General features: G+C 62.2%; 22 protein-coding genes. 15 read left to right on the plus strand and 7 right to left on the minus strand.

From position 1 onward, the window contains the following. Positions 1-24: 24 nt before the first annotated feature. The 4 genes from JHL17_RS25560 to JHL17_RS25575 all read right to left on the minus strand — a co-directional run bounded on the left by JHL17_RS25560 (position 25) and on the right by JHL17_RS25575 (position 3,913). Positions 25-1,122 (minus strand): aminoglycoside phosphotransferase family protein, encoded by a 1,098-nt coding sequence (locus JHL17_RS25560; RefSeq protein WP_200197500.1) that lies wholly within the window; start codon positions 1,120-1,122, stop codon positions 25-27. Then, complete coding sequence (locus JHL17_RS25565) at positions 1,082-1,714, minus strand: hypothetical protein (RefSeq protein ID WP_200197501.1); 633 nt, start codon at positions 1,712-1,714, stop codon at positions 1,082-1,084. The genes JHL17_RS25560 and JHL17_RS25565 overlap by 41 nt, the downstream gene beginning before the upstream one ends. A gap of 14 nt (positions 1,715-1,728) precedes the next feature. After that, on the minus strand, positions 1,729-2,217 hold the full coding sequence (locus JHL17_RS25570; RefSeq protein ID WP_200197502.1) for an SIS domain-containing protein: 489 nt from the start codon (positions 2,215-2,217) through the stop codon (positions 1,729-1,731). Between the two features lie 130 nt (positions 2,218-2,347). Next, complete coding sequence (locus JHL17_RS25575) at positions 2,348-3,913, minus strand: PfkB family carbohydrate kinase (protein ID WP_200197503.1); 1,566 nt, start codon at positions 3,911-3,913, stop codon at positions 2,348-2,350. Between the two features lie 287 nt (positions 3,914-4,200). On the opposite strand from JHL17_RS25575, the gene JHL17_RS25580 reads away from it, so the two are divergent. The 14 genes from JHL17_RS25580 to JHL17_RS25640 all read left to right on the plus strand — a co-directional run bounded on the left by JHL17_RS25580 (position 4,201) and on the right by JHL17_RS25640 (position 18,622). Next, positions 4,201-4,902: a class I SAM-dependent methyltransferase gene (locus tag JHL17_RS25580; RefSeq protein ID WP_200197504.1), complete on the plus strand. Its 702-nt coding sequence runs from the start codon at positions 4,201-4,203 to the stop codon at positions 4,900-4,902. Continuing rightward, complete coding sequence (locus tag JHL17_RS25585) at positions 4,869-5,981, plus strand: radical SAM/SPASM domain-containing protein (RefSeq protein WP_247893817.1); 1,113 nt, start codon at positions 4,869-4,871, stop codon at positions 5,979-5,981. Before JHL17_RS25580 ends, JHL17_RS25585 begins: the two co-directional genes overlap by 34 nt. Positions 5,982-6,176: 195 nt before the next feature. After that, on the plus strand, positions 6,177-6,308 hold the full coding sequence (locus JHL17_RS37740; RefSeq protein ID WP_282189363.1) for a hypothetical protein: 132 nt from the start codon (positions 6,177-6,179) through the stop codon (positions 6,306-6,308). Between the two features lie 8 nt (positions 6,309-6,316). Then, on the plus strand, positions 6,317-8,044 hold the full coding sequence (locus JHL17_RS25590; protein ID WP_200197505.1) for a glycosyltransferase family protein: 1,728 nt from the start codon (positions 6,317-6,319) through the stop codon (positions 8,042-8,044). After that, complete coding sequence (locus JHL17_RS25595; protein WP_200197506.1) at positions 8,041-9,147, plus strand: DegT/DnrJ/EryC1/StrS family aminotransferase; 1,107 nt, start codon at positions 8,041-8,043, stop codon at positions 9,145-9,147. The genes JHL17_RS25590 and JHL17_RS25595 overlap by 4 nt, the downstream gene beginning before the upstream one ends. 48 nt (positions 9,148-9,195) lie before the next feature. After that, entirely contained in the window at positions 9,196-9,825 is a 630-nt protein-coding gene (locus tag JHL17_RS25600) for a class I SAM-dependent methyltransferase (RefSeq protein ID WP_200197507.1), read from the plus strand. After that, positions 9,822-10,544 carry a class I SAM-dependent methyltransferase gene (locus tag JHL17_RS25605; RefSeq protein ID WP_200197508.1) on the plus strand — a complete coding sequence of 241 codons (723 nt, stop codon included), beginning with the start codon at positions 9,822-9,824 and terminating at the stop codon, positions 10,542-10,544. The genes JHL17_RS25600 and JHL17_RS25605 overlap by 4 nt, the downstream gene beginning before the upstream one ends. After that, entirely contained in the window at positions 10,541-11,533 is a 993-nt protein-coding gene (locus JHL17_RS25610) for a GNAT family N-acetyltransferase (RefSeq protein ID WP_200197509.1), read from the plus strand. Before JHL17_RS25605 ends, JHL17_RS25610 begins: the two co-directional genes overlap by 4 nt. 62 nt (positions 11,534-11,595) lie before the next feature. Further along, on the plus strand, positions 11,596-12,411 hold the full coding sequence (locus tag JHL17_RS25615) for a sulfotransferase family protein (protein ID WP_200197510.1): 816 nt from the start codon (positions 11,596-11,598) through the stop codon (positions 12,409-12,411). Positions 12,412-12,425: 14 nt separating this feature from the next. Continuing rightward, entirely contained in the window at positions 12,426-13,601 is a 1,176-nt protein-coding gene (locus JHL17_RS25620) for a radical SAM protein (protein WP_200197511.1), read from the plus strand. Between the two features lie 24 nt (positions 13,602-13,625). After that, a complete protein-coding gene (locus tag JHL17_RS25625; RefSeq protein WP_200197512.1) occupies positions 13,626-14,408 on the plus strand; it encodes a class I SAM-dependent methyltransferase in 783 nt (260 codons plus the stop codon). Then, a complete protein-coding gene (locus JHL17_RS25630) occupies positions 14,405-15,904 on the plus strand; it encodes a glycosyltransferase (protein ID WP_200197513.1) in 1,500 nt (499 codons plus the stop codon). The genes JHL17_RS25625 and JHL17_RS25630 overlap by 4 nt, the downstream gene beginning before the upstream one ends. 57 nt (positions 15,905-15,961) lie before the next feature. Further along, the gene (locus tag JHL17_RS25635; RefSeq protein ID WP_200197514.1) at positions 15,962-17,203 is read left to right on the plus strand and encodes a tetratricopeptide repeat protein; all 1,242 of its coding nucleotides are present in this window, start codon (positions 15,962-15,964) and stop codon (positions 17,201-17,203) included. 60 nt (positions 17,204-17,263) lie between these two features. Next, complete coding sequence (locus JHL17_RS25640; RefSeq protein WP_200197515.1) at positions 17,264-18,622, plus strand: class I SAM-dependent methyltransferase; 1,359 nt, start codon at positions 17,264-17,266, stop codon at positions 18,620-18,622. A gap of 41 nt (positions 18,623-18,663) precedes the next feature. Here the strand turns inward: JHL17_RS25640 and JHL17_RS25645 are convergent, their stop codons facing one another. Genes JHL17_RS25645 through JHL17_RS25655 form a run of 3 tightly spaced genes read right to left on the minus strand, consistent with a single transcriptional unit; the run spans position 18,664 to position 21,498 of the window. Next, positions 18,664-19,536 carry a WcbI family polysaccharide biosynthesis putative acetyltransferase gene (locus tag JHL17_RS25645; protein WP_200197516.1) on the minus strand — a complete coding sequence of 291 codons (873 nt, stop codon included), beginning with the start codon at positions 19,534-19,536 and terminating at the stop codon, positions 18,664-18,666. Positions 19,537-19,592: 56 nt separating this feature from the next. Continuing rightward, the gene (locus tag JHL17_RS25650) at positions 19,593-19,850 is read right to left on the minus strand and encodes an acyl carrier protein (protein ID WP_200197517.1); all 258 of its coding nucleotides are present in this window, start codon (positions 19,848-19,850) and stop codon (positions 19,593-19,595) included. Further along, positions 19,828-21,498: an AMP-binding protein gene (locus tag JHL17_RS25655; protein WP_200197518.1), complete on the minus strand. Its 1,671-nt coding sequence runs from the start codon at positions 21,496-21,498 to the stop codon at positions 19,828-19,830. Before JHL17_RS25655 ends, JHL17_RS25650 begins: the two co-directional genes overlap by 23 nt. Positions 21,499-21,725: 227 nt before the next feature. Between JHL17_RS25655 and JHL17_RS25660 the strand changes: the two genes are divergently transcribed. Continuing rightward, positions 21,726-22,871, plus strand: a complete 1,146-nt coding sequence (locus JHL17_RS25660; protein ID WP_200197519.1) for a class I SAM-dependent methyltransferase — start codon at positions 21,726-21,728, stop codon at positions 22,869-22,871. Positions 22,872-22,918 lie beyond the last annotated feature (47 nt).

The following is a 22,918-nucleotide window of genomic DNA, read 5'->3' on the forward strand; positions in this document are numbered from 1 at the left end:
CTTCGCGCCTCCCTTTTCCAATTCTCAATCATTGCCGGCGCTGTTGAAGGCTGCCGGCCAGTCCATCGGATCGACGTCCAGGATATGGACGACCCGGTCCAAAAGCGCCTCCGCCTTTGCCATCTGGATGCGCTTGGCATCCTCCCAGGATCCGCCGGCACCGGCATGGACACGGTGTGCCCAGCGTTCGGGCAGGAAGTCACTAAGCACGATCAGACACCAGCGCAAGCCGAAAAACCCCACTTGAGCCGCCAGCCGGACGGGGAAGGCAGGATCGGTGCCGTAAATGGCTTCCGCCGCCGTCAGGAACCGGCCGCGCCCGTCGCCGGACAACTGCATGCCAGGGTGCCACAGGGTGTCGGCCACCAGCTTGACGGGGTCGTCCCAGCCGAAATACTCGAAGTCGAGGAAGACGATGGTGCCGTCCGGCCTGCACAGCGCGTTGTGCAGGCCGAAGTCTGACGGCGACAGCGTAAGCCCATGGAGCGGCACCGTTCGGTCGGGGGCGAGCCCGGCCCGGTCGTACAGCGTGTCCAACCGGGTCCGCAGCCGTGCGAAAGCCGGGGTGAGGGCTTCGCCCAGCAGGCGGGCGAGCCCGCCGTTGCCCGGGGCCTCCGCCACCTGGGCCAAGCGCGGACGCCGGACTTCGATCTGGCGAAGCAGTTCGGCAGCGGACGGACATGCCTCCACCGCCTGGGGCAGTTCCGCGGCTCCGGAAGCATGGCGCAGCCCGTGCAGCCGCTCCAGGAATGCGATCATGGCGGTGAGAGGGGGGCCCAGGACATTGGCCGTCGGTCGGACGCCGTCGATCCATTCGAGCAGGGCGGCATCGGCGTCCGGATCGGACCCCAGCAGCCGCGGCACCGCCGCTCCATGCGTGTGCAGGAAGGACAGGGCCGCCCGTTCATGTCCGAGCCGATCCGGGCCGCCGATGCCGCGGGGCGGATAGAGTTTCAGGGCGCAGGGCCCCGTCTCCGTCTCCACCCGGTAAAGCCGACTGTTGCCGCCGTTGCCGGCCTGGCGAAGGGCAAGGACCGGGCCACTGGCCAGACGGGCGGCGATCTGCGCCAGACCAGAGGGATCAGCGCCGGGATGGTGCGGGAAGCAAGGCGGCAGCGACATCGGACCACGAACGGTGGGCGTGAAAGGGACCCGACGGCAGCCGGTCGGCGCCGTGAAGCAGAAGATGACGGCTGACCGGCTCCGGAAACCCTGGCTCTCGAAACACCTCCTCCAGATCGTCGACGAATGCGAAGCATCCGAGCGACGCTATCCGCGCGATCTTGTCGGCGCGGGTGGACTCGAAATAAACATCATCTGTCCCGATGCCGCCGGGGCCCCCTCCGGTCAGGCCGTGGCGCAGCATCCAGGCACGCGCGGCATCGCGCAGGTTGGTGCCCTGCGGATCGGCGAAGGCGGTTTCCGTCTTGTGGCTGACCACGACAATCCCAAATCCGGCTGCCCGGCAGCACTCCAGGAAGGCGAAGGTACCGGGCGCCAGTTCGGCTCCATCGATGCCAGGACCGTAAACCCGGGCCTGGAGAAGGCTCCATTTGGCCTCGCCGTCCTCCATCGCGCGGACATGTTCGCGCACGTGCGGTTTTCCGCCTGAAAAATTCGGGGGAAGCAGCCCCATGGACTGGCCGATCCGGGCGAAGACGCGGTCGTAGAGAATGATGGTGTTGTCGAAGTCAAGGCCGATCAGTCGTCCCAAGGCCTTCCCCCGGTTCACCCCATCCTCCCCGGCATGCCCCGCCCATCGGCCGCCTTCCATCCCATGGCGAGGTCGAGCAGCGCATGGCAAAGGCTCAGATGCGTGATCTCGACGAAGCCGTAGGCCGAAGACGGCACATACAGGTTGATGTCGCCGCTGCGGCGCAATGGGTTGTCGGAGCCGAAACCGCTGAGCGTGAGGACCGCGCAGTCTTGCGCCCGCGCTGCTTCCACCGCCTTCAGGATGTTGGGCGAACGACCCGAACTGCTGATCGCCACCAGCAGGTCGCCGGGTCGGGCATGAAGGCCGACCTGCATGGCGAACACGTTTTCGTAACCGAGGTCGTTGCCGAGGCAGGTCAGCGCCGCGGCATCGTTGAAGGCCATGGCGCGCATGCCGCCATTCTTCGAAAAGTCGATGGCGAGGTGGCTGGCGATACCGGCGCTGCCACCGTTCCCGACGATCATCAGCTTGCCGCCCGCGGCATGTGTGGAGCGGGCCATGTCGATTGCCCAGCCGAACGCAGCCGCCAGAGGGATGGGGGTCCCGGAAATTTCAGTCGCTTCGGTGGCCGCCGGTAGGGCGCCGAGAACCTCGAAATAGGCGTTTATGCGCTCCTGCACAGTCGAACCCTCATTTCAGCAAGGCGGTGATGAACTTGAGCAGCGCCGGCTTCTCGACGGCACTGCGGTGGCCGATGATGTTGACCTTCATCGCTCCGGCGGCATTGCCGATGAAGCCGATGAGCGACATTGGACCGCCCGCCGCCACCAGCGGTGCCGTTACGCTCAGGAAGGCGTCTCCCGCCCCCATCGTATCGACCACCGTGCTGGTGAAGGCAGGAATACGGTGCAGGCCTTCCGCCTTGTCGAAGGTGACGCAGCCGTGCTTGCCGTGGGTAATGATCAGGCGCGAACAGTCGACGCGCGATGGCAGAACCTCGCTGGCAATGTCCATGATGTCGCTGAAACGGTCCATGACCGCCAGCCGGGCCTCCGGCGCATCGATGCAGACATAGTCGGCACGTGGATAGCGGACGATCAGGTTATAGCCGAGATTGCCGCTGTTGGTCTGGGCGTTGACCGCAAGAAAACGGGCGTGCCGGCTCAACAGATCGATGAGGCGGGGCGTGATCATGCCGTGGCCGAAGTCGGTGACGATGACGAGGTCGTAGTCGCCGGCCGCCTCGATGTGGCGGGCGATCCAGTCCTCCTCCGCCCCAGCCACCGTTGTGTCGTCCATGTTGTAGACTTCGAACATCTTGCGCATGTACCCGTTCTCGACGAAACGGGTCTTGCGCGTCGTAGGTTTGCCCCGGCGCGCCAGCAGATTCAATCCGACGTTCGGTTTGACGCTGCGGCGGATCAGTTCCTCATGGCTGTCCTGGTCGCCGATGCAGGTCACCACGTCGACCGAACGGCACATGCCGGCGACATGATTGGCCGCGGCGATGATCCCGCCGGCGAAAAGCTCGCGATCGCGAAACCGGGTGACGAGGATATTCTCCTTGGGCGACTTTGCCATCCCTTCGACATACTGGTAGTCGTCGATGATGGTGTCGCCAACCAGCAGCACCCGATAGTCCTTGATCCGCTCGATCAACTCCAGGATCTGTGGCAGCTTGTCCTGGTGACGCATCTCCGCCAGATAGCTGTTCAGCTCGGGATTGTAGACACCGAGATAGCGATTGATGAGGCTGGACGAACTGAATGTGATGTCGTCGGTGAAGATGATCCTGCCGCCATAGGCCTCGACCGTCATGCGCTCCTGGACGATTCCGCCGGTGACGTCCTCTTCGGCATTTGCGTAATCCGACCCCTTCACATAGATGTCGGGGCGAAGCAGATTCAGCACGGGTTCTGCGGTGGGCTCTTCGTTGACGCCGACCCAGTCCACCTGCTCCAGCGCCGCCAGCATCTGGGCGCGCAAACTGTCGGTGAAGACTGGGCGCCCCGGTCCCTTGTTAACGTGGCGGTCGGCCGTGGTGGTCACGATCAGCATGTCGCCGTGCCGCCGCGCCTCTTCCAGGTGGCGCACATGTCCCAGATGCACCAGATCGAAGACGCCGTGGGCGAGGACGACCCGGCGGCCGGCAGCCCTGGCCTGCTCGGCGATGCGGGCCAGATCGGCCAGGGAGCGAATCTTGTCACGCGAGGTGCGCCGGTCGGCTCCGCTGAACGGCAGGGTGTCGGCGGTCATGCTTGCAAAGGTCTCCGCGTGCGATCGATAAGGCCATCCGGCTGTCGAAGTCCGGCAAGGTGGCGGTGTCCGGCCATCGGCGCAAGCCAGAATTCAGGCGTTTTAACTTTCTCCGCCTGCTCGCTAACAATCTGTTAATTCATCCGCCCCGGCCTTGGAAAGGAAAGGCGGTCTCACAGGAGACGCGCGCCAGACGCGAAATCCGGACGCCGATGAAATCTATTGGTTTCGGAGGGAGACGGGTCCTATGATGCCCGCCATTGCCAAACTGCCGATGCTCCCAAATCATGGCCTATTCCCCCGAGGATTGCACGCGCGATCCGGTCAACCAGCCCCTGATCGACCTGCGCGACCGAATCGGGTTTGCCCGGCTGGGCATCATGAACAATCAGGTTTGGCACGAGGATCCGCGGCGTCTCGTTTTCACCCTGGCCCGCTACAAGTTCGTTTCGAAGATGCTGCGGGGGAAAGAACGGGCGGTGGAGATCGGCTGCGGCGATGCCTTCGGGTCGCGCCTCGTCCGGCAGGAGGTGCGGAACCTGCTGGTGGTCGACTACGATCCCCTGTTCATCGCCGATGCGCAGGCCCGCATGATCCCTCCTTGGGAATACGAGGCGCGGGTGCACGACATCCTGGCCGGTCCGGTGGAGGGGAACTTCGATGCCGCCTATAGCCTCGATGTCCTGGAGCACATCCCGGAAAGCGAAGAGGACCAGTTCATCGCCAACATCACGGCCTCGCTGCAGCCGCATGGCGTGTTGATCGTCGGAATCCCATCACTGGAATCCCAGGCGTACGCCTCCTCCGCCAGCAAGGCCGGCCACATCAACTGCAAGTCCGGCGATACGCTGAAGACCGTGATGGAGCAGCATTTCCACAACGTCTTCGTCTTCTCGATGAACGACGAGGTCGTGCACACCGGCTTCTATCCGATGGCGCATTATCTTCTGGCCGTTTGCTGTTCAAAGAAGGAGGCTGGGGACTTCTGACCCCTGCGTCGGCGATGGCACACCTCTACAGCAACCTGAAATTCCTGCGATTCCGCGAACAGCTCGATGCGCTTGCCGGCGACCGGCTGGCGGCGCCCGTGCACATCCGCATCAAGCCGACAAACCGCTGCAATCACAACTGCTGGTACTGCGCCTACCGGGTGGACAATCTGGCGCTGGGCGAGGAGATGGATGTCGGCGCCTCGATTCCCCTCGATGTGATGTATGGTATCGTCGAGGACATCGTCGCAATGAAGGTGCGGGCGGTGACCTTCTCGGGTGGCGGGGAGCCGCTGCTCTACAAAGGACTGCCCGAAGTCATGCGGCGCCTGTCCGCCGGCGGCGTCAAGGTTGCGACACTGACCAACGGATCGAATCTGAAGGGTGCGATGGCCGATGCCCTGGCCGCATACGGGTCCTGGGCGCGGGTGTCGCTCGACGCCTGGGACGACGCCAGCTACGCCGAGGCTCGGGGGGCACACGGTGACGCCTTCACCCGGCTGATGACCAATCTGGAGGCCTTTGCCGCACGCGGATCGTCCTGTGTGCTGGGGGTCAGCTTCATCATCAGCAAGCGCAATGCGCCCCATCTGGCGGCGGTCTGCGCCCGCCTCCGCGATGTCGGCGTCAACCACGTCAAGATCAGCGGTGCGGTCGTCTCCAACGACCGGGACGAGAACAATGCTTATCACCGGCGGATTCGCGCCATGGTTTCCGGGCAGATCGATCAGGCCAGACGGCTGGAGACCGACGGATTCCGCATCGTCGACCATTACCACGAACTCGAGGACCGCTTCGAGAAGAGCTATGGGAGCTGTCCGTTCCTGCAGTTCCTGACGGTCATCGGCGCAGACGGCGGTGTCTACACCTGCCAGGACAAGGCGTACACCACCGGCGGACGGCTGGGCCTTCTGAACGGCCGCCGCTTCAAGGACTTCTGGTTCTCCGAGGAAAACCGGCAGCGGCTGCGCGCCATCGATCCGTCCATCCAATGCCGGCACCATTGCGTCGCCCATCGCAAAAATCTGATTCTGCACGACTATCTGTCACTCGATGAGCGACACGCCGAATTTGTCTGAGTGCCGGCCCTTTCAGAGAAGCTCCTTCACCCTGGGTGTTCTTGGAGTGCATCGATCCGAAGGCGCAGGCTTCGGATGCTCGGCCAATGACGGCGCCGCCGGCCGGATATGGCGCACTCAATCTTCGCTATGCCGTCGCTTGATTCATGGCTCCAAGCCGGGTACGCCGACTGCAGGACGGGAGGGGAGCTGTGGATGGCCATGATGCGCGATTTTCATATGACCTTCATGCTCTCGATGAATCATGCGGTCGTTCATACCGGATCCTTTCCCATGACTCTTGATCTTCCCGCCACCGGGCGTTCAAAGCGGAAGGCTGCATATTGAGGTCCGACATGAATCAGCCGCGATCCGCAACCCGGTCCATCCCGTTTCCGCCCTTCCCGGCATCGCTCCTGGAATTCGGCGGGCACGATGCTTCGATCTCGATGGACGAGCTGTCCGACCGCATCGTTGCCGACGCCTTCGCTTGCGAAACACCACCTTGCGACTTTGACATGACAGTCGCCTATGTCCAGGCGATGGCGCTCCCTCCAGGGCGCTATTACCTGTATGGCACCGGGCAGCTGACCCGGGCGATCCTGCCCCATCTGGCGGCCAAGCCGGGCGTGACCGTGGCTGGATTCCTTGACCGCAACGCTCCGGCGATCGTCCATTTCGCGGGGGCCGAAGTGATCGTGCCCGACGACCTGTCGTCACGGAGCTTCGATTATGTCCTGCCGGTCCATCTGCTCGACGAGGCGGAGATGGTCGGGCGTCTCCGGACATCCGGGATTCCTGCCGACAAGATCCTGCGGATCCAGTCTGATCCCGGCTACCGGCGATTCGCCGTCGCCGGATTGATGGCCCGTCACGACATCGACCGCCTAGGGCGGATGGACGCTTGCATCGTGTCGACGCTGGCCCGGCAGTGGTCAGTGGTGCCGCATTCCGTCCTGGCCCGACTGTTCGATCCGACACGGACGATCAACCTGTTCTATGGCAACGAGGGGCACACCGCGACCTTCAAGGACGACGTGTTTCCCGTCATCGATTGCCGCCGGTCGCTCGACGCTCTTCTGACGGCGCTGCGTCGGTTGCAGCCACGGGTCATCTACCTCAAGGCCTCCACCCACTCGCACACCGAAGCCCTGACGCTCATTCTGAAGCGGGAGTTTCCCGACACTCTCCAGATCAACGATCTGAACGACTGGTCGGCGCTGTTTTCCGACGATTTCCTGATCCATGGCCCCCTTGCTTATTCATCCGAAGCCGCACGGGCCGCACGCTTCGCCAACTACTGCGCCGGCCAGCAAGCCGACTTCGTCATCTGCAAGAGCGGCGGTGCGCGCTGGGAATCCCTGGCGGCTGAATTCGACCGGCCATGCCGGACCTATTTCCCGACGCTGCCCGCCACCCCCTATCCGGTAGCGACAGCGACACCGCGCCCGCTCCGGGACGAGGTCCGGGTGCTGTTCGCCGGCAGCATCGGAGCGGAGGAGCGGGAGGAAGACCCCAGGCCGACTCAGGGCGGTAACTTCCTGCGTTACCTGCGGACGCTCGGCAGTGCGGCAGGGGTGTCGCTGGATGTGTTCAACAGCGGGCATTTCGACACGCTGACCGATGGCCGTTTCACTTATCTTCGCGACCGGCTGGTTGCTCTCGGCGTGCGCTATCATCGGCTGACGCCTTTTTCCGAAATCGCGGTCCGGGCTGGGGAGTGGGATTACGGGCTTGCCGCGTCCCATTATGCCGAGGACCGCATCGAAAATGTCACGCGCGTCGGTCTTGGCAACAAGTTCGTCGGCTATCTCTCGGCCGGACTGCCGGTGATCATCGACAACCGCTATGAATTCGCCCAGGCGCTGGTGAGCGAATTCGAAGCCGGCATCGTCGTGGATCCCGCCGACATTTCCCAGCTGCCGGAGATGCTGCGCAACGCCGACCGTGCGCGGCATCGGCACGGCGCACAGCGTCTCCTCGCCCACATGATCGAATGCAACCGACGGGTCTTCGACGATTTGTCCGCCCTAGTCGGGCCGTCCTTGGCACCAGTGTCAACGTACGCGGAGGCCGCTCCATGAACCGTCGCATCCGCTTCGTCGATTTTCCCCGGCAATATGCCGAAGAACGCGACATGATCATGGCTTGCGTCGACGAGGTCTTCTCGTCCGGCCAGTTCATCGGCGGACCGAAGATCTTCGAACTGGAGGCTGATCTCGCCGCCTATGCCGGAAGCCGGGAGGCAGTGGCTCTCGGTTCAGGGACCGACGCTTTGCTGCTGGCCCTGCTCGGCATCGGCATCCGGCCGGGCGATGAGGTGATCACCGTTCCAAATTCCTTTGTCGCATCGGTCGGCGCCATCGTCCATGTCGGTGCCCGCCCGATCCTAGTCGATGTCGACGACGACCTGAACATCGATCCGGATGCCGTCGAGGCCGCCATCACCCCGCGCACCCGCGCCATCCTGCCGGTTCATCTGACCGGCCGCATGTGCCGAATGGACGTGCTGCAGGATATCGCCCACCGGCATGGGCTGGAGATCGTCGAGGACGGCGCCCAGGCCTTCGGCGCGCGCTACCAGGGACGGATGGCCGGCACCTGGGGCCGCGTCGGCGCCTTTTCCGCCCATCCGCTGAAGAACCTCAGCGCCGCCGGCGATGCAGGGTTCCTGACCACGGACGACGCTGAACTGGCGGCGCGAGTCCGCCGTCTCCGCAGTCATGGCCAAGTCGACCGCGACACCATCATGGAATTCGGGGTCAACGCGCGGATGGACGTGTTGCAGGCCGTGATCCTAATCGAGCGGTTGAAGACGCTCGACACCATTCATGAACGGCGGCGTCGCAACGCCCAGCTCTACCGCCGGATGATTCGTGCGCATGAAGTCGAACTCCCGGTCTGCCGGCCGCAGGAATACAACGTCTTCCACACCTTCATCATCCAGACGGACAGCCGCGATGCGTTGCGTGCGCATCTGGAGCGCAAGGGGATCGGCACCCAGATCCATTACCCGACGCCGATCCACTTGCAGCCGGCGGCAAGTGGTTTGGGCTATCGGTGGGGAGCGCTGCCAAAGGCGGAACGGCAGGCCGACCGGATCCTGACCCTTCCCATTCACCAGCACCTGTCGGAGGACGACATCGCCACGGTGGCCGACGCGATCAATGCATTCTTTGGTGCATGAGCCGCTCTTATCGAATTCCGCAACCCCGATGTGGACAGCGAGACGCCCATGAACGAACGTCGGCCGTATTTCCCGATCGACCAATTCAGCCTCGACCGGGATTTTCGGCGAAACCCGCTGATGGCTGCAATCAAGCTGGCGCGCTACAAGTTCCCGGCCAAGATGCTTTCGCCTCAGGATCGCGTGCTGGATCTGGGCTGCGGCAACGGCCTAAGCAGCATGTTCTTCGCCTCGCACGCCCGCGAGGTGGTCGGCATGGATCTGTTCGCCGACATCGAGCGGGTGTCGGGAGAGATGCAGGCGCCCAATCTCCGCTTCGTCCAGGGCGATATCCTCGATCCGCCCGAGGAACTCGGCGAGGACATGTTCGACGCCATCGTCTCCATCGACGTCATCGAGCATTTCCATAAGGATGATGGTGAACGGATCGTCGCACGCTATGCTGATCGGTTGACCGAGCGGGGCATGATGATCCTCGGCACGCCAAACCGGCTGTCCTCGGCCTATCGTTCGGAACAGAGCCGGGCGGCGCATTTTCACGAATATGAACCGGACGAGTTGCGGGCGCTGTGCGATAAGTATTTTAAGAGAACATTAATGTTCAGCATGAACGATGAAGTCGTTCACACGGGATTCGCAAAAATGTCGTGGTTCTTTTACGTGCTGTGCTTCAAATGACCGACCTGCCCGCCGAGCGTCAGCGTTTGGCCGATGTGGCCGAACGCCACCAGCCGATTGAACTCGACCGCATGATCCTCGACCGTTACGCCGGAGAACTGGCGACATGGTTCCGGGGCGAGTCTTGCCTCGACATCGGCTCGCGCGGTGGCTGCCAGACAGAGCATGTGGTTCGCCATTTCCCGTCCGTCGTTGCCATCGATGCGGTTGAGGAGCATCTGCTGGACCTCCGTCATCGCTTCCCGCAAATCCGCACGATCGTCAGCCTGATTGAGGAGTACGACACGGAGGAGCGGTTCGATTGCGCGATCATGATCGGCTTCCTGGAGCATGTGATCGATCCGGTCGGCGTCCTGACGAAGTGCCGGGAGTTGCTGAAGCCGGGCGGACGCCTGATGATCGGCGTGCCGAACGCCCGGTCCCTGCATCGCCAGATCGGTGTCGCCATGAACATGCTGCCCCGTTGCGATGCGCTGACCGAGAGCGATCACAAGATCGGGCACCGGCGCGTCTATTCCTGGGACAGCTTGCGCACCGACATCGTGGCCGCAGGGCTCGATATCCGCTCCATGTGGGGGGGGTTCCTGAAACCTCTCAACTCCGCCCAGATGGCCAAGCAATTCTCGCCGGAGCAGATCGCTGCCTTCTATGAGGTCGGCCGCCAGTATCCGGATCTTTGCAACTTCATTCTCGCTGTTGCCGAACGTTCGGCTCCATGACACTCACGGTTTTTAGCGACGCCGTTTCCTGGGAGCAGAACCTGCGCCGCGTCCGTGAACCGAAAGCCCTGGCATCCTTCGCCTATGCACAGGCATCCGCCCTGTTGTACGGCAACGGCACCTGGGCGGAAGCCGCGGTGCTGGAGGAGGAGGGGCACATCGTCCTTCATCCCTATCTGCGGCGTCCGATCCCTCAATCGCCGCATCGGAGCGATCTCGTATCGGCCTTCGAGTTCGGGGGATTTTGGTGTAGCGCCGAGGATCCGGTGCTTCGGGCAGAGTTGCTGCACCGCTTCGCCCTGCGTTTCGGTGATTGGGCCAGCGCCGAAGGGATCGTGACGGAATTCATTCGGTTGAACCCGTTTCTGCCTGATGATGGGATCGAGAAGGGCGGCTACCAACTGCGCTGGCATCAGGATCACGTTGTCCTGCAGCTGGACGGCCCCATCGACACGCTGCGACAACGATACAACCGGGCACGCGGCAAACAGGTGCGCCAGGGGCAGCGCAACGGACTCACCCTGGAACGGGTGGACGACCCGACAATGCTGTGCCGGCTGCTTCATGCCAACCTGACGCGGCTTTCGGCCAAGCCCTTCTATTTCTTCCCCATCGAGTTCCTGCGCGCCCTCATGCCTGTCTCCGTGGTCTTCCATGTCCTGGGGCCGGATGGGTCGGTGATCGGCGCGCATATGTACATTGTGGACGGTGATGTCCTGTTCGCCTTTTTATGCCACGCCGATGCCGAAAGCTGGGGGCTGCGCCCGAACGACTTCGCGTATGACGCCGTCATCGGCTGGGCGGTTGAACATGGCTTTCGCACCCTGCATCTTGGCGGTGGTGCCGAGGAACTGTTCCGCTACAAGCAAAGCTTCGGCCCCGATACCATTCCCTACCGTCAGGCCAGGCGCGTCTTTCTGCCCACCGTCTACCGCGACTTGGCCGACGGCGACGATAGCCGCTTCTTTCCCACCTATCGTCGATCCTGATGAACGCCCCCGCCAAACCCCAGCCGGCCCAGCGGAACGGACAAGCCGTAAGGAGTGCAAGGATGATAGAAGAACTCCCGACTCTCGCCGATTGGGACGTGGTTCTGGTGTGCTGGTACCCCCACTCGGGCGGCCGCTGGTTCAATCGTGGACTATTGTCGCGCCATCCCGGCATCGTTCTTAATGAATACTTCACGCCTTGGCTGAACCATTCGGTGGATGCCATTCTTGGCCTCGACAAGACCACACAGGTCCACAAGACGCGGTCAATGAAGGGGCTGCGTGAAGAGTTCGACATCGTCGTCCGATCGGTCGAAGCCGCGCGGCGCGCCGGTCTGGTCCAGTATTTCACCGACAAGCGGGCGATGGTTACCCGCGACGCGCCCGGACGGCTGGCCGCCGGCGCCCTTCCGGTCGGCAGTCATGTCGGTGTGCCGGATTTCGCCCTGCTGCTCGACATCCTGCCGAAGCTGCGGATCATCCAACTCATCCGCGATCCGGTGGGCTGCTTCGGGTCGCTGAAGACACGGCGCGAACTGGACGGCGACCCCTATCACGCGGGAGCGAGTTGGGTTCAGCTGAACGCTGCCATGCGGACCTTCTTCGAGGCACCGGAACGGGCGGCGCACCACCGCGTCGTGCGGATGGAGGATCTGGCGAACGACACCGAGGGCGAATTGCGACGGGTGTGCAACTGGCTCGGCCTGCCTTTCGACGAAACGATGCTGGACGGCAGGGGCGAGTATCACGGGCGCAACGAGGGAGCGGAGGTTCTGTCCGGCGTGACCCAGGCGGAAACCGACATCATCCGCCGCATCACGGCGGGTGAGGCATTGGCCTATGGTTACATCGGCGCGCCGGACAACCGGCCGTCATGAGCGGAGCGGAAACGATGGCACGGTCCAACACCATCTGCGACAGCAAATATGATCGCCGGAAGCTATTGCTGCATCCGAAGCGCATCGGCGCGCTGCTGGAAACAGGGGATGCTTGGCCGATCACGGTCAACACCGGCTTCACCACCTATTGCAACCACAGCTGCGTCTGGTGCAGTTCGGCCTACACGACCCGTGTGGCGCCGTCGCTGAAGGGGCGCGATAAGCTGATCATCCAGCCCGACGTCTGGATCCGCAACATCCGCATCCTCGCCGAGCGGGGAACCAGCGGCTTGATCATCGCCGGGCAGGGTGAGCCGCTGCTGCATCCGGCAGCGAACGACATGCTGGAGGCCGCTGCCGACGCCGGACTTCGTTATATGCTGTTCAGCAACGGGCAGCGTCTTAATCCGAAGCTGTACGAAACCTTTTTCCGGGGAGCGGCGGCGATCCGTTTCAGCGTCGATGCCGGAACGGAGGCGACCCATACACGCTGGCATGCGGCGGAGAACGCCAACGGCCGGGGGCGCGCGGACTTCAACCAGATGATCGACAACATCCGTGCCCTGGTCACGGAAAAGCGGAAGCGTGGCGCCCGGTTCCCTGACATCGGTTGCCAGATGATCTCCTCCAAATTGACCGAATCCGATTTTGAAGCTTTCGCAGAGCTGTTTTCGGACATCGGCGTTGACTACATCGCCTACAAATCCCTGCAGCGGAACATCAGCAACCAGGGGATCAGCGTCTCCTCGCTCGACCTGCACGAAACCGAGGAGGAGCGTGCCGAACAGGCGCGGCGAATGCTGGACCGCCTGCTGGCCATCAAGGCCCGCTTCGAACGTCCCGGCTTCGAGGTCCATGTGAAGGTCGAGCAGATTGCCTCGGCCTATGTGAAGGAATTCAACGGAGCGGAACGCTACAGCCGTTGCCGCGCCCACCCCCTGGTCCCGATGATCGAGCCGGATGGTAAGGTCTATCTCTGCATCGACCACGGCGGCAACGACGACTTTGTGATCGGCAACATCTACGACGACGACATTGCGACGATCTGGGCTTCGCAGCAGCGCCGCGAGGTGATCAGCCGCATTGATCTGAAGGGGAAATGCCCGGCCGGCTGCTTCCTGGACGAAGCCAACCACATTCTGGATCAGATCGCCGATCCCGATCCACATCTCCACCCCATGCTGATCTGACCTCACGGCGACCGAGCGCATTCAATGGAAACTCCACTCAACCGGATCCCGACTGCCGCCATCGCCGATCTTTTTCCGGCGGTCGGCGCGGTGGGACCACTCGTCCTCAATGCCCATCTGCTGGATTTCCGGCCGGAACAACTGCCCGTCCTGGTTCCCTACGAACACCTCACCCTGGCGGCCTTGGCCCGCCATATAGCGCCAGAGCGGATTCTAGAGATCGGAACGGCACAGGGCCGCGGGACCTTTCTGCTGGCCGCCAACACCCCCGACACCACGCGGATCGTCACCATCGACCTGCCGCCGGAGCAGCGGGACGACTATACGCAGGCGTGCCTGAATGGCGACAACGACGTCAGCCGGCTCTATCGCGGCACAGCCTACGAGCCGCGCATTGACCTCGTGCTCGCCGATTCCACCACGCTCGATCCGGCTGCGTTGCGTGACCGTTACGGCGCCATGGATCTGATCCTGATCGACGGCAACCACAGCTTCGAAGCCGTAAAAGCCGATACCGAACTGGCGCTGAAGGTCGCGACGGAGGATGCGCTGTTCATCTGGCACGACTTCTACAGCTTCCCGGACTATGTGGCCGACAGGTCGGGTTTGCGCGGGGTGTTCCCGTTCCTGAACGGATGGAACGGCGGCGGGCGGTTGCAGTTGCGTCATGTCATGGGGACCTATTTCGTGCTGGGAAGGCGGCGTTGGCCGGAAGGCACCGACCGGCAGCTTCTTCAGCCTGGTGACGGCGGTCCGATCTTCGGCACGCGCATCGCCCGTCTTGCGGACACGGGCACCCCCGCATGACCCATCCCTATGCCGACCCGCTCGCCCCTGACTTTCCCACCGATGCGGAAATCGAACGGCGCTACGCGCTGCATCTGCTCGACGATCCGAATGGATCGCTGTCGATGGTCTCGCCGGAGATCGCTGCTCTGCGCGGCCGTTTGGAGGCGCTCTATCAGGACCCTCATAGCGGAGCCGAAGCCCGCACAGTCGAACGGCCGATATGGCGGCGGCTGTACCGGCTGGTTTACGGTTATTGCGGACGACGTGGGCGGGCCTTCATCAACACGGTCAACCGTCAGGCGCAAGAACGCCCAACCGTGGTCTTCGTGGCCCCCTGGCCCAACTACAAATTCCTGCGGGAGGCACAAGCGCTGCGCGCCCGCGGGGTGGCCTGCTATCTGATCGCCTTGCGCCATGACCATGTCATCACGGAAATCCTTGAACGGCAGGAATTCCGCCATGCCTTCGACGGCATCCATGAGGTTCGGCGCAACGCGCTGATTCTGTTGGGCTTACTGCGGCAGTTGCGGCCGGCGGTCTTCCATGTTCACGGCGAACCCTGGACCCAGGCAATGGTGCGCACCGTCAACGATGCCAAGCGCGGCGCCGCCTGTGTCGTCGAGTTGGAGGATATCTTCACCGTCTACGCCGAGCGCGGCGTCATGCACCGGGTTTGGTCACCGGACAAGGTGGACTTCGCCTATGCCATGGAGGGTTATGCCTGCCGGCATTGCGACGGCGTCGTCTATCCTTTTGCCGCCGGCGTGCAGACGGAACTGGAGGAGCGGCACGGCACCCGCTTCGCCGGCCTCGACCTCCCATGCTACCCCAGCTTGTCCTTTACGGATTTTGGCAGCGGCAAGGAATCGGCAGCGGATGGCCGCCTGCGTGTGGTCTGGGCCGGCAATGTCTGGCTTCCCACCCCCGGCTTCCCGGAGGAGCTGTTTCCCTCCGCCGGGCTGCCCAGGGTGCTGAGAAAGCTGCTTGATGCCGGGATCGGCTGCGAGATCGTCATCGATCCCGGCCGCGCCACGGCCTTTGAAACACCGCCTTGGTCGATTTACACGGAGTTGCGGCAATACGGCCATTTCCGGCTGGAGGCGGGGGTTGCGCCGGCGCAGCTCAGCCGCCGCCTCTCCACCGCCGATTTCGGCCTGCAAATGGCCGCCTATGATCCGGCACGGCTGCTGGTCCGCCCGAGCAAGCTCCGGTTCCAGATTTCGACCAAATTCTTTGCCTATCTGGAAGCCGGCCTGCCGGTCATCGTCAACGCGGAGTTCGCATTCATGGCCGATCTCGTCGAGCGCCACGGCATCGGGCTGGCGGTCGGCATTTCCGAACTCGACAGCCTGGCTAACCGCCTCCGACGATTCGACCGGGCTGCGGCGGTGGAGAACATCCGCCGCTTCAACCGCGATCAGTCGATGGAGCGCGCCATCGGCCGGCTGATGGCCTTCTACGGCAGCTTGCCCTCGGGCCGCTGGCGCCGGATGGCGGGCGCCACCATGACTTGACGGTCGCCCCGACGCTTGCGAATGCGCTAAGCTGGGCCAGAAAATTCAGGAACATCCATGGCCATGACGACCCATATGGCAGATACGCCGCCGACCGAAGACCTGATCGTCCAATGGCGCGAGCGGATCCGGCAGACCACCTTCGCCAATTACCATTTCGAGATGGGGTTCGCGTTGTGGCGCACCGGCAGTCTCGACGTGGCGGCCGCTGCCCTTGAGCGCGCCTTGGAGATTCAGCCCGATCTGGCCAAGGTCGCCCCGCTGCTGGCCCGCATCGAAGAAGCGCAAGGACACGGCACCGCGGCACAACAGCGCAAGGGCGCGGTGCTGAACCGCGACCCATTGCTATGGAGCCGGGGCTGCGTCGCCCTGGCCTTGTGCCATGCCCGCGACGGCGCGTTCGATCAGGCCGAACCATGGCTTGAGCAGGCCCGGACGGTGACGCCGGATGACCCGCTTCTGCTGGCATGCAGCGGTCTGCTCCAGGCCCGTCAGAATGCGTGGCTGCCGGCCTGTGCCAACCTGGACCGGGTGACGGCAGTCGCCGGCGTCGAGACGGACGAACTGGCGGGCGAACTGGTCGACTCGCTGGAGTTGATGGCACGTCACCGCTTCCAGGATTGGTCGCCGCCGCAGCCGGACAAAACCGTGTTCGCCCTGGCCGCCGCCCGTACCGTCCTGCGCCTTGATCCCCGAATGACTGCACTGCGCGGTCTGATCATCCGCTGCCTGTTGCGGCTGGGCCGCTATGCGGATGTGATGCAGGAGTTTATCGAACTGCCGGTGGAGCAGGCAGCCGAAAACGGCAACCGCATGCTGGCCGGAATCGCGCTCTTCTCACTCGGACGATATGAGGAGGCGACGACCGCCTTCGAGGCGTGCAGCGCGCTCAATCCGAACGAAGCAAGGCCGATCGCCTACCTGGGGCTGATTGCCTTGGCGACCGGAGGGAACGACCGCGCCTTGGCAAAGCTGGACGCAGCCCGATTCCAGGCTCCGGATGATGCCTTCGTGCTGTCGTGCTACGGGTTGGCGCTGCACGCCCAAGGTCGGTTTGCCGATGCCGTGCAAATCCACAAAGCGGCGTTGAAGCTTGCACCTGATGATGTTTGGGCGCGCCTCAACCTGGGCTTGGCGTTGGACGCCCTTGGGGATGTGAGCGGCAGCCACGATGCCTACTGCACGGCATTGGAAACCGGTGCACCTTTCTGCTTCGCCACGCTCGACCAGCGGCCGTTTGGAGCAGAGCTTCTAAAGGAGCGCTTTGCATCGCTCGGCTTTCCCTACAAGGCCTCTTGATCCGGCGGTATCCTTTCAAGCCAAGCCTTTGTTTCGAAGCCCTTTTTGCACGAGATGCTGATGGTAACCTACCTCCTTCACGAGCCGGCCTGCCCGTTGTGTGGGCATCACGATCGCGAGCCTCTCGTCCCTACGGTCAAGTTCAGCGACCATGGTTACGCAACGGTGCTTCCCGCCGTGTCGGTTTCCGTCTGTCTGAATTGCGGACTGATCCATGAATTTCCACAGGTTAACCTAGTGGAATCAAAGGACTACACGGAAAAGCATTACTACAACCAAACCAACCGCATTGCCGATCATGACGCCATGCAGCGCCGGCTCAACCCGCTGCGCTGGGAAGTTCTGCAATCCCGGCTTCCATGGTCAAGCATCAATCGCGCAATCGACGTGGGAGCCAGCGGGGCCTGGTCCGCCTGGGTAAAGCAGCAGCATCCGTCTGCAAGCAGCGTCCTGGTCGAACCGTCGGCCGAGGCGATCGCTTGGTGCCGCGCGGAATATCCGGAAGTGGAGGCGCATCACGCCATCATCGAGACATACCGGGACCCGGTCGGTACCTGCGATCTGATTACCTTCTTCTATTCGCTTTACATGCTCAGCGATCCTTTGGAAACGCTGCGCCGCTGCCATGATCTGCTGTCTGAAGAGGGGCGGCTGGTCATCTGTATCTCGCATGTGCTGCTGGAGACGAAAATCTGGGGGCATGGCCGTGTCGTTCCCTGGGTCGACATGGAGTTTTTCGTCCGGGGCGCCCCACTGGTCTATTATTCACGGCACAGTTTGGCCCGCATGGTCGAAACCGCAGGCTTCCATGTGCTGGAGACGCTGGTCGACCAGTTGCCGACCGAATCGGAACATAACGGCCGCCAGGAATACTATCTGATCGCCCGCCGCCGGAAGCCGGACGACCCGCCGGCCCAACCGCTGTCAGCCCCGGAGCATGTGGCATGGTCGCGGTCCTTTGTGCTGGATTTTTGCCGGCGCGCCTCAGAAAAATCCGTGGCCTTGCTGTTCCAAAGCCGCCCGATCAACCGCATTCACCTCGTCTATGACGATGCCATCTACCGTGACTGGGTGCTCGACATCCTGCGCCCGCATGGGGTGCCGGTCGAGACGCACCGGCTCGATCCGGCCAACTCCGGCATTCCGGACGGCGTGAGGGACGAACCCGGCGTGGTTCTGCTCAACTCCAGCCCGGTGGCGATCGGCGTCGGCAAATTCAACGCCGCTGCCCGTCACGCCCATGCCGCCGCCTGCGTTGCGCCATGGAAAGAGGGACAATACGGCTATTACGCGGATGTCGAGAACGGGAAGCGGGTTTTCACCAAGGCCTTCCTGCCGATCCGCGACCATGGGGCCGACATCTTTCCATTTGATGTCCACCCCATCGATCTGGTGCATCCGGCTCCCGCATCCGTCTGAAACGGGGAGTTTTTGCGGGAAGTGGAGCTTCCCGCAAAACTTTATCGAAACTCGATGTAGTGAGTGAGGTATTCCGAAAAAGTCAGGTTGCGCCGTGGGTCAATTCTATAACGCGTATCCGGCGTTACGAAAGTCAGGCCAAAATGCTTGATTACACTGGAATGAATCGGCATTTGCGGATCGATCATCTCGAACAGCGAATCATGAAGAGAATCCGGCAGCGGAGCGAATCCCATCATCTGCAGCATCTGGTTGGTCATGTGGATGAGGGACACATTACCAACATGATTCATCGTAACAAAGGTTCTCTTTGTCTTGAAATTATCAACGACGAAGTCAATGATTTTGACATCAGTCGACTCTTCCTTGGCGATCTGGGTATCGATGCTTCGCTTGAGAATGCCGTCGACATCAACGATGTCCGGAATGTTCAGGTCCAGATAGCGTCGGATAATTTCCTCGGTCGATAGCCCCTGGCGCATCTGGCTGAGCACGAAGCTGTCGCCATAGGCGTAGATAGCGTCCGACTGACCGAAACCAGCTTCCCGGCTCGGATCCTCGAGCCTCTTCTCATGGGCGTGCAACGGCCAAAGAGCGTGGAACACAGGATAAGGGTAGGAAATCTTCTGCACATGATCCGGTATACGCCGGAGAAGTTCACGGTATCCTTCGTCATTGCCCCAGTCAGCCCAGCCGGGAGGGTGGTAGATAAAGACGGATGCCTCGTTGAGTTCTTCATCGGAAATGTTGAAATCGGACATGATTTTCTGATTTCGATGAGTCCGATAGGCCTTCATCCGATAGGTTTTCTTAAACTCATCGGATTGCAAAAGCAGATATTGGATGCCAAAGCTGATGCACGTCCCAACGAGAATGCACAAAGGGCGGGTGTCTTGCGTTTCGTTCCGGAGCATAGTGGAAGTCCGTTGTCAAAATTCTTAAATGGGCACTAAAGCAGATTCAAACCGCTTCAGCCTGCCATCTTCTTCTGGATAAGGTCGATCAACTCTCCGACATTCTTCAGACGATCCGCTTCTAATGGGCCGATGGTAATGGAAAATTTCTTCTCGATCGCAAGAAGCAAACGAACATGAGACAAAGAATCCCAACCATTGACATCCTCGGCGACCGTCTCATCGTCGATCGTGATACCCGGATCGAAAAATACGGACTGCATCACCTCCAGCAAAAGAGTGGACACATTTTCACGTTCCATAGACTTGTCCATGAGATATCCTGATATTTTGGTTCATTGTCAGATAACGCTCAAGATTTTCCCCGCGCGCGATTTTTCCGCTGGTGGTCTTGATGAGCCAACGCGGAGCGACGAGCTCGGCACGTACGGAAAGATTAAGCCCCCGCAGCAGCGTCGATTTCAGAGCACGCACAACAGCGCGGCGAGCGGCAGGATCGGGGTCCGCGCATTCAGCCAACACCACCACCTCTTCGCTCATCGTCGCCTGGCTCATCAACCCGAGGGCGACAAGGCGGCCAGGGATGACCCCCTCCACCGTGGCGGCAAGCGCCTCGATGTCATGGGCATAGTAATTGCGTCCGTTGACGATGATGACATCCTTGCGCCGTCCGGTAATGAACAGCTCGCCATCCTGGATGAAGCCAAGATCGCCGGTCAGGTACAAGCCGTCCTGAAAGGCCGCCGCCGTGTCCTCCGGGGCGGAATGATAGCCGGTGAACAAGAAGGACGCGCTCAAGGCGATCTCCCCGACCCGCCCGGCCGCCAAAGGCTGCCGCGCGTCGTCAAGAATATGCACCGCCATCCCGTCAATCGGCTTGCCGACCGACAGAAGCACAAGGGAATCGTCCTCGTCGCCCGGCTCGATCCTGCCGAACGCAAGCGCCTTGGCGGAGGCCATCAGGCGGACAGGTGGGGCGCCCAGGGGCGACTGGGTCACTGCAAAGACCGCTTCGGCCATGGCGTAGCAGGTCGTCAGCCGATCCGACCCAACTCCCCAGGAACCAAAGCGCTGGAGAAACTGATCGAAGGTCGCCGCCTTGCAGGGTTCGGAGCAGTTGATGAAAGCCTTGACCGAGCCAAGATCGTACCGCTCATCCGAGCCGACCGCCAATCTCAGGTGGTTGAAGGCGAAATTGGGCAGCCAGACATGGGTTGCCTTGGTCTCTTCGATCCATCGGAACAGGATTCCCGGCTGCCGCGCCCATTCCATTGGGTCGAGCAGGACGATCGGGATCCCCAGCACCAGCGGCATGACGAAACAAGCGACCAGCCCCATGTCGTGGTAGAGCGGCAGCCAACTGGCGATCCGGTCGGCGACACCAAGGCCGATGGCGGCTCGATACGCCTCGACCTGTTCGAGAACCGCCCGATGCGTCAGCATCACTCCCTTACGCAGGCCGGTGGTGCCCGAACTGAATTGGAGGAACGCCACGTCGTCCGGTCTGACATCCGGCCATTCGAAGGGCCGGGTGTCGGCCGGCACTTGGTCAGGGTCGACGATGACAAGCTCTTTGGAGCCGGCGGCGGCGATCACCCCGCCCTGATCGGCGGCGGCAACCACCAGGGCGCGGGCACCGACCCGGTCGAACATACGGCGCAGACCGGGCCAATAAACGTCCGGGCTTTGTTTTTCGGTCAGCGGCGCCAGAATGGACGGCACGCAACCGGCAATCAGCGCGCCGACAAAGGCTTGGAGCAGATCGGGTGTATGGCGCAGCACAATCAGCACGATATCGCCGGGCTGAAGGCCGCAACGCCGGAAGTGGTGGGCGTAGGCGGTCCCGCCGTCCAAGACGTCCCCGAACCTCAGGACGGTCGCCATGCCATTGCGAACGAAATGACAGAACACAGTGTCGGAGCGCGTGCCATGGGCGCGCAGATGATCCAGCACGGTGTCCATGCCGAAAAGCTCCTTAAGGTGGTATTCGTTCGGTATGGTGAACGTTCGGCTTGATGTTTGGAAGTGCCATACCCGGTGGTTCCGCACAAGCGCTTTGCCGTTAGGATCCCGGTTGAAGCTCCCGATTCACGGCGCTACCGTTCGCCCGAGCCTTCAGATACTTTGATGGCAAACCGGCTGGGCGCCTGTTGCGGTTGCCATCGGCTGGGCAAGTTCATGGACTAACAATGACCGACATTCCCTATCTCAATTTCTACCGCAAACATGACGTATCGCCAGTCGTCCAAGACATCAGCAATCTGGCAACCCATTTCCAGCGACGAGATTCTCTTTACCGATTTCTCGGCATCCCCCCTGCCTTCGTCGCCAACCGCCGCGTCATAGAATTCGGTCCCGGCTCGGGTCACAACGCTCTGTTCACTGCCAGCCTGCGGCCCAGCCACTATGTCCTGGTCGACGGCAACCCACGGGGAGTGACGGAGACTCGCCAGAATCTCGCTCGGCATTTCGGCGATGATCCAAGCCTGACGGTCATCGAAAGCACCTTCGAGGAATTCATGACGGACGAGCGGTTCGACCTCGTCCTGGCCGAGGGGTTTTTGCCGCATGTGTCCGATCCGCTGGCGCTGCTCCGCCGGTTGGCGCGCTTCGTTGCTCCGGGGGGCGTCCTTGTCATCACCACGGTCAGTCCGGCCTCGATCCTGTCGGAAAATCTACGTCGTCTGATCCGAACCGGCATTGTCGCGCCGAATGCCGAGCCTGCCGAGCAGATCGCAACGCTTCTGCCGGTTCTCGGTCCGCATCTGGCGACACTGAAGGGAATGAGCCGCTCGCACGAGGATTGGCTGATGGACAACATCGTCCAACCGGTCCGCCACGCCAAGCTTTTGCCGATCCCGCAAGCAATCGCCGCACTTGCCGATGAGTTCGACGCCTATGGCCTTTCCCCGGCCATCGCCACCGATCCTCGCTGGTATAAGGATGTGCATGGTGACGAACGCGGCTTCAATGCCAGGGTAACCGCATGTTGCGAACGCCGTGTCGCGGCCTTGATCGACTACCGCTGCGACCCGGCCGACCATGACGAGGCGACCGGTCGCGCCATCGAGACCGAGTGCATGGCACTGTGGACCTGCATGAACGCGATCGAGACAGAAGACTGCGTCGCCCCGGCAATACCAGCCTTGCCCATCCTGGAGCGCTTGAGCCGGCTTCTGCGGCCACTTCTTCCGAAGACCGCCGAAGCCCTGGACGAGGCCAGCGCCTGTTTTGCCGGTCACATCCCCTTGTCGGAGATGAGGTTGTTCCCATCGCTGTGGGGACGCGGACAGCAGTATCTCAGCCTAATCCGTCGTCCTGAATGGCCACGCTAGAATCAGGAGATGCGGACGTTCACTCCCGACACTTCCTGAATACTTTG

It is taken from the genome of Azospirillum endophyticum (genome assembly GCF_016595245.1).
Classification (GTDB): Bacteria; Pseudomonadota; Alphaproteobacteria; order Azospirillales; family Azospirillaceae; genus Azospirillum; species Azospirillum endophyticum.

Bases quoted from the DNA above. Each gene is read 5' to 3' on its own strand.
- JHL17_RS25605 (WP_200197508.1), top strand. From the start codon at position 9,822: ATGACCGACCTGCCCGCCGAGCGTCAGCGTTTGGCCGATGTGGCCGAA.
- JHL17_RS25655 (WP_200197518.1), bottom strand. From the start codon at position 21,498: ATGGACACCGTGCTGGATCATCTGCGCGCCCATGGCACGCGCTCCGAC.
- JHL17_RS25640 (WP_200197515.1), top strand. From the start codon at position 17,264: ATGGTAACCTACCTCCTTCACGAGCCGGCCTGCCCGTTGTGTGGGCAT.
- JHL17_RS37740 (WP_282189363.1), top strand. From the start codon at position 6,177: ATGGCCATGATGCGCGATTTTCATATGACCTTCATGCTCTCGATGAAT.
- JHL17_RS25650 (WP_200197517.1), bottom strand. From the start codon at position 19,850: ATGGACAAGTCTATGGAACGTGAAAATGTGTCCACTCTTTTGCTGGAG.
- JHL17_RS25590 (WP_200197505.1), top strand. From the start codon at position 6,317: ATGAATCAGCCGCGATCCGCAACCCGGTCCATCCCGTTTCCGCCCTTC.
- JHL17_RS25595 (WP_200197506.1), top strand. From the start codon at position 8,041: ATGAACCGTCGCATCCGCTTCGTCGATTTTCCCCGGCAATATGCCGAA.
- JHL17_RS25620 (WP_200197511.1), top strand. From the start codon at position 12,426: ATGGCACGGTCCAACACCATCTGCGACAGCAAATATGATCGCCGGAAG.
- JHL17_RS25600 (WP_200197507.1), top strand. From the start codon at position 9,196: ATGAACGAACGTCGGCCGTATTTCCCGATCGACCAATTCAGCCTCGAC.
- JHL17_RS25625 (WP_200197512.1), top strand. From the start codon at position 13,626: ATGGAAACTCCACTCAACCGGATCCCGACTGCCGCCATCGCCGATCTT.
- JHL17_RS25610 (WP_200197509.1), top strand. From the start codon at position 10,541: ATGACACTCACGGTTTTTAGCGACGCCGTTTCCTGGGAGCAGAACCTG.
- JHL17_RS25660 (WP_200197519.1), top strand. From the start codon at position 21,726: ATGACCGACATTCCCTATCTCAATTTCTACCGCAAACATGACGTATCG.
- JHL17_RS25615 (WP_200197510.1), top strand. From the start codon at position 11,596: ATGATAGAAGAACTCCCGACTCTCGCCGATTGGGACGTGGTTCTGGTG.
- JHL17_RS25575 (WP_200197503.1), bottom strand. From the start codon at position 3,913: ATGACCGCCGACACCCTGCCGTTCAGCGGAGCCGACCGGCGCACCTCG.
- JHL17_RS25645 (WP_200197516.1), bottom strand. From the start codon at position 19,536: ATGCTCCGGAACGAAACGCAAGACACCCGCCCTTTGTGCATTCTCGTT.
- JHL17_RS25560 (WP_200197500.1), bottom strand. From the start codon at position 1,122: ATGTCGCTGCCGCCTTGCTTCCCGCACCATCCCGGCGCTGATCCCTCT.
- JHL17_RS25630 (WP_200197513.1), top strand. From the start codon at position 14,405: ATGACCCATCCCTATGCCGACCCGCTCGCCCCTGACTTTCCCACCGAT.
- JHL17_RS25635 (WP_200197514.1), top strand. From the start codon at position 15,962: ATGGCCATGACGACCCATATGGCAGATACGCCGCCGACCGAAGACCTG.
- JHL17_RS25580 (WP_200197504.1), top strand. From the start codon at position 4,201: ATGGCCTATTCCCCCGAGGATTGCACGCGCGATCCGGTCAACCAGCCC.
- JHL17_RS25570 (WP_200197502.1), bottom strand. From the start codon at position 2,217: ATGGCCCGCTCCACACATGCCGCGGGCGGCAAGCTGATGATCGTCGGG.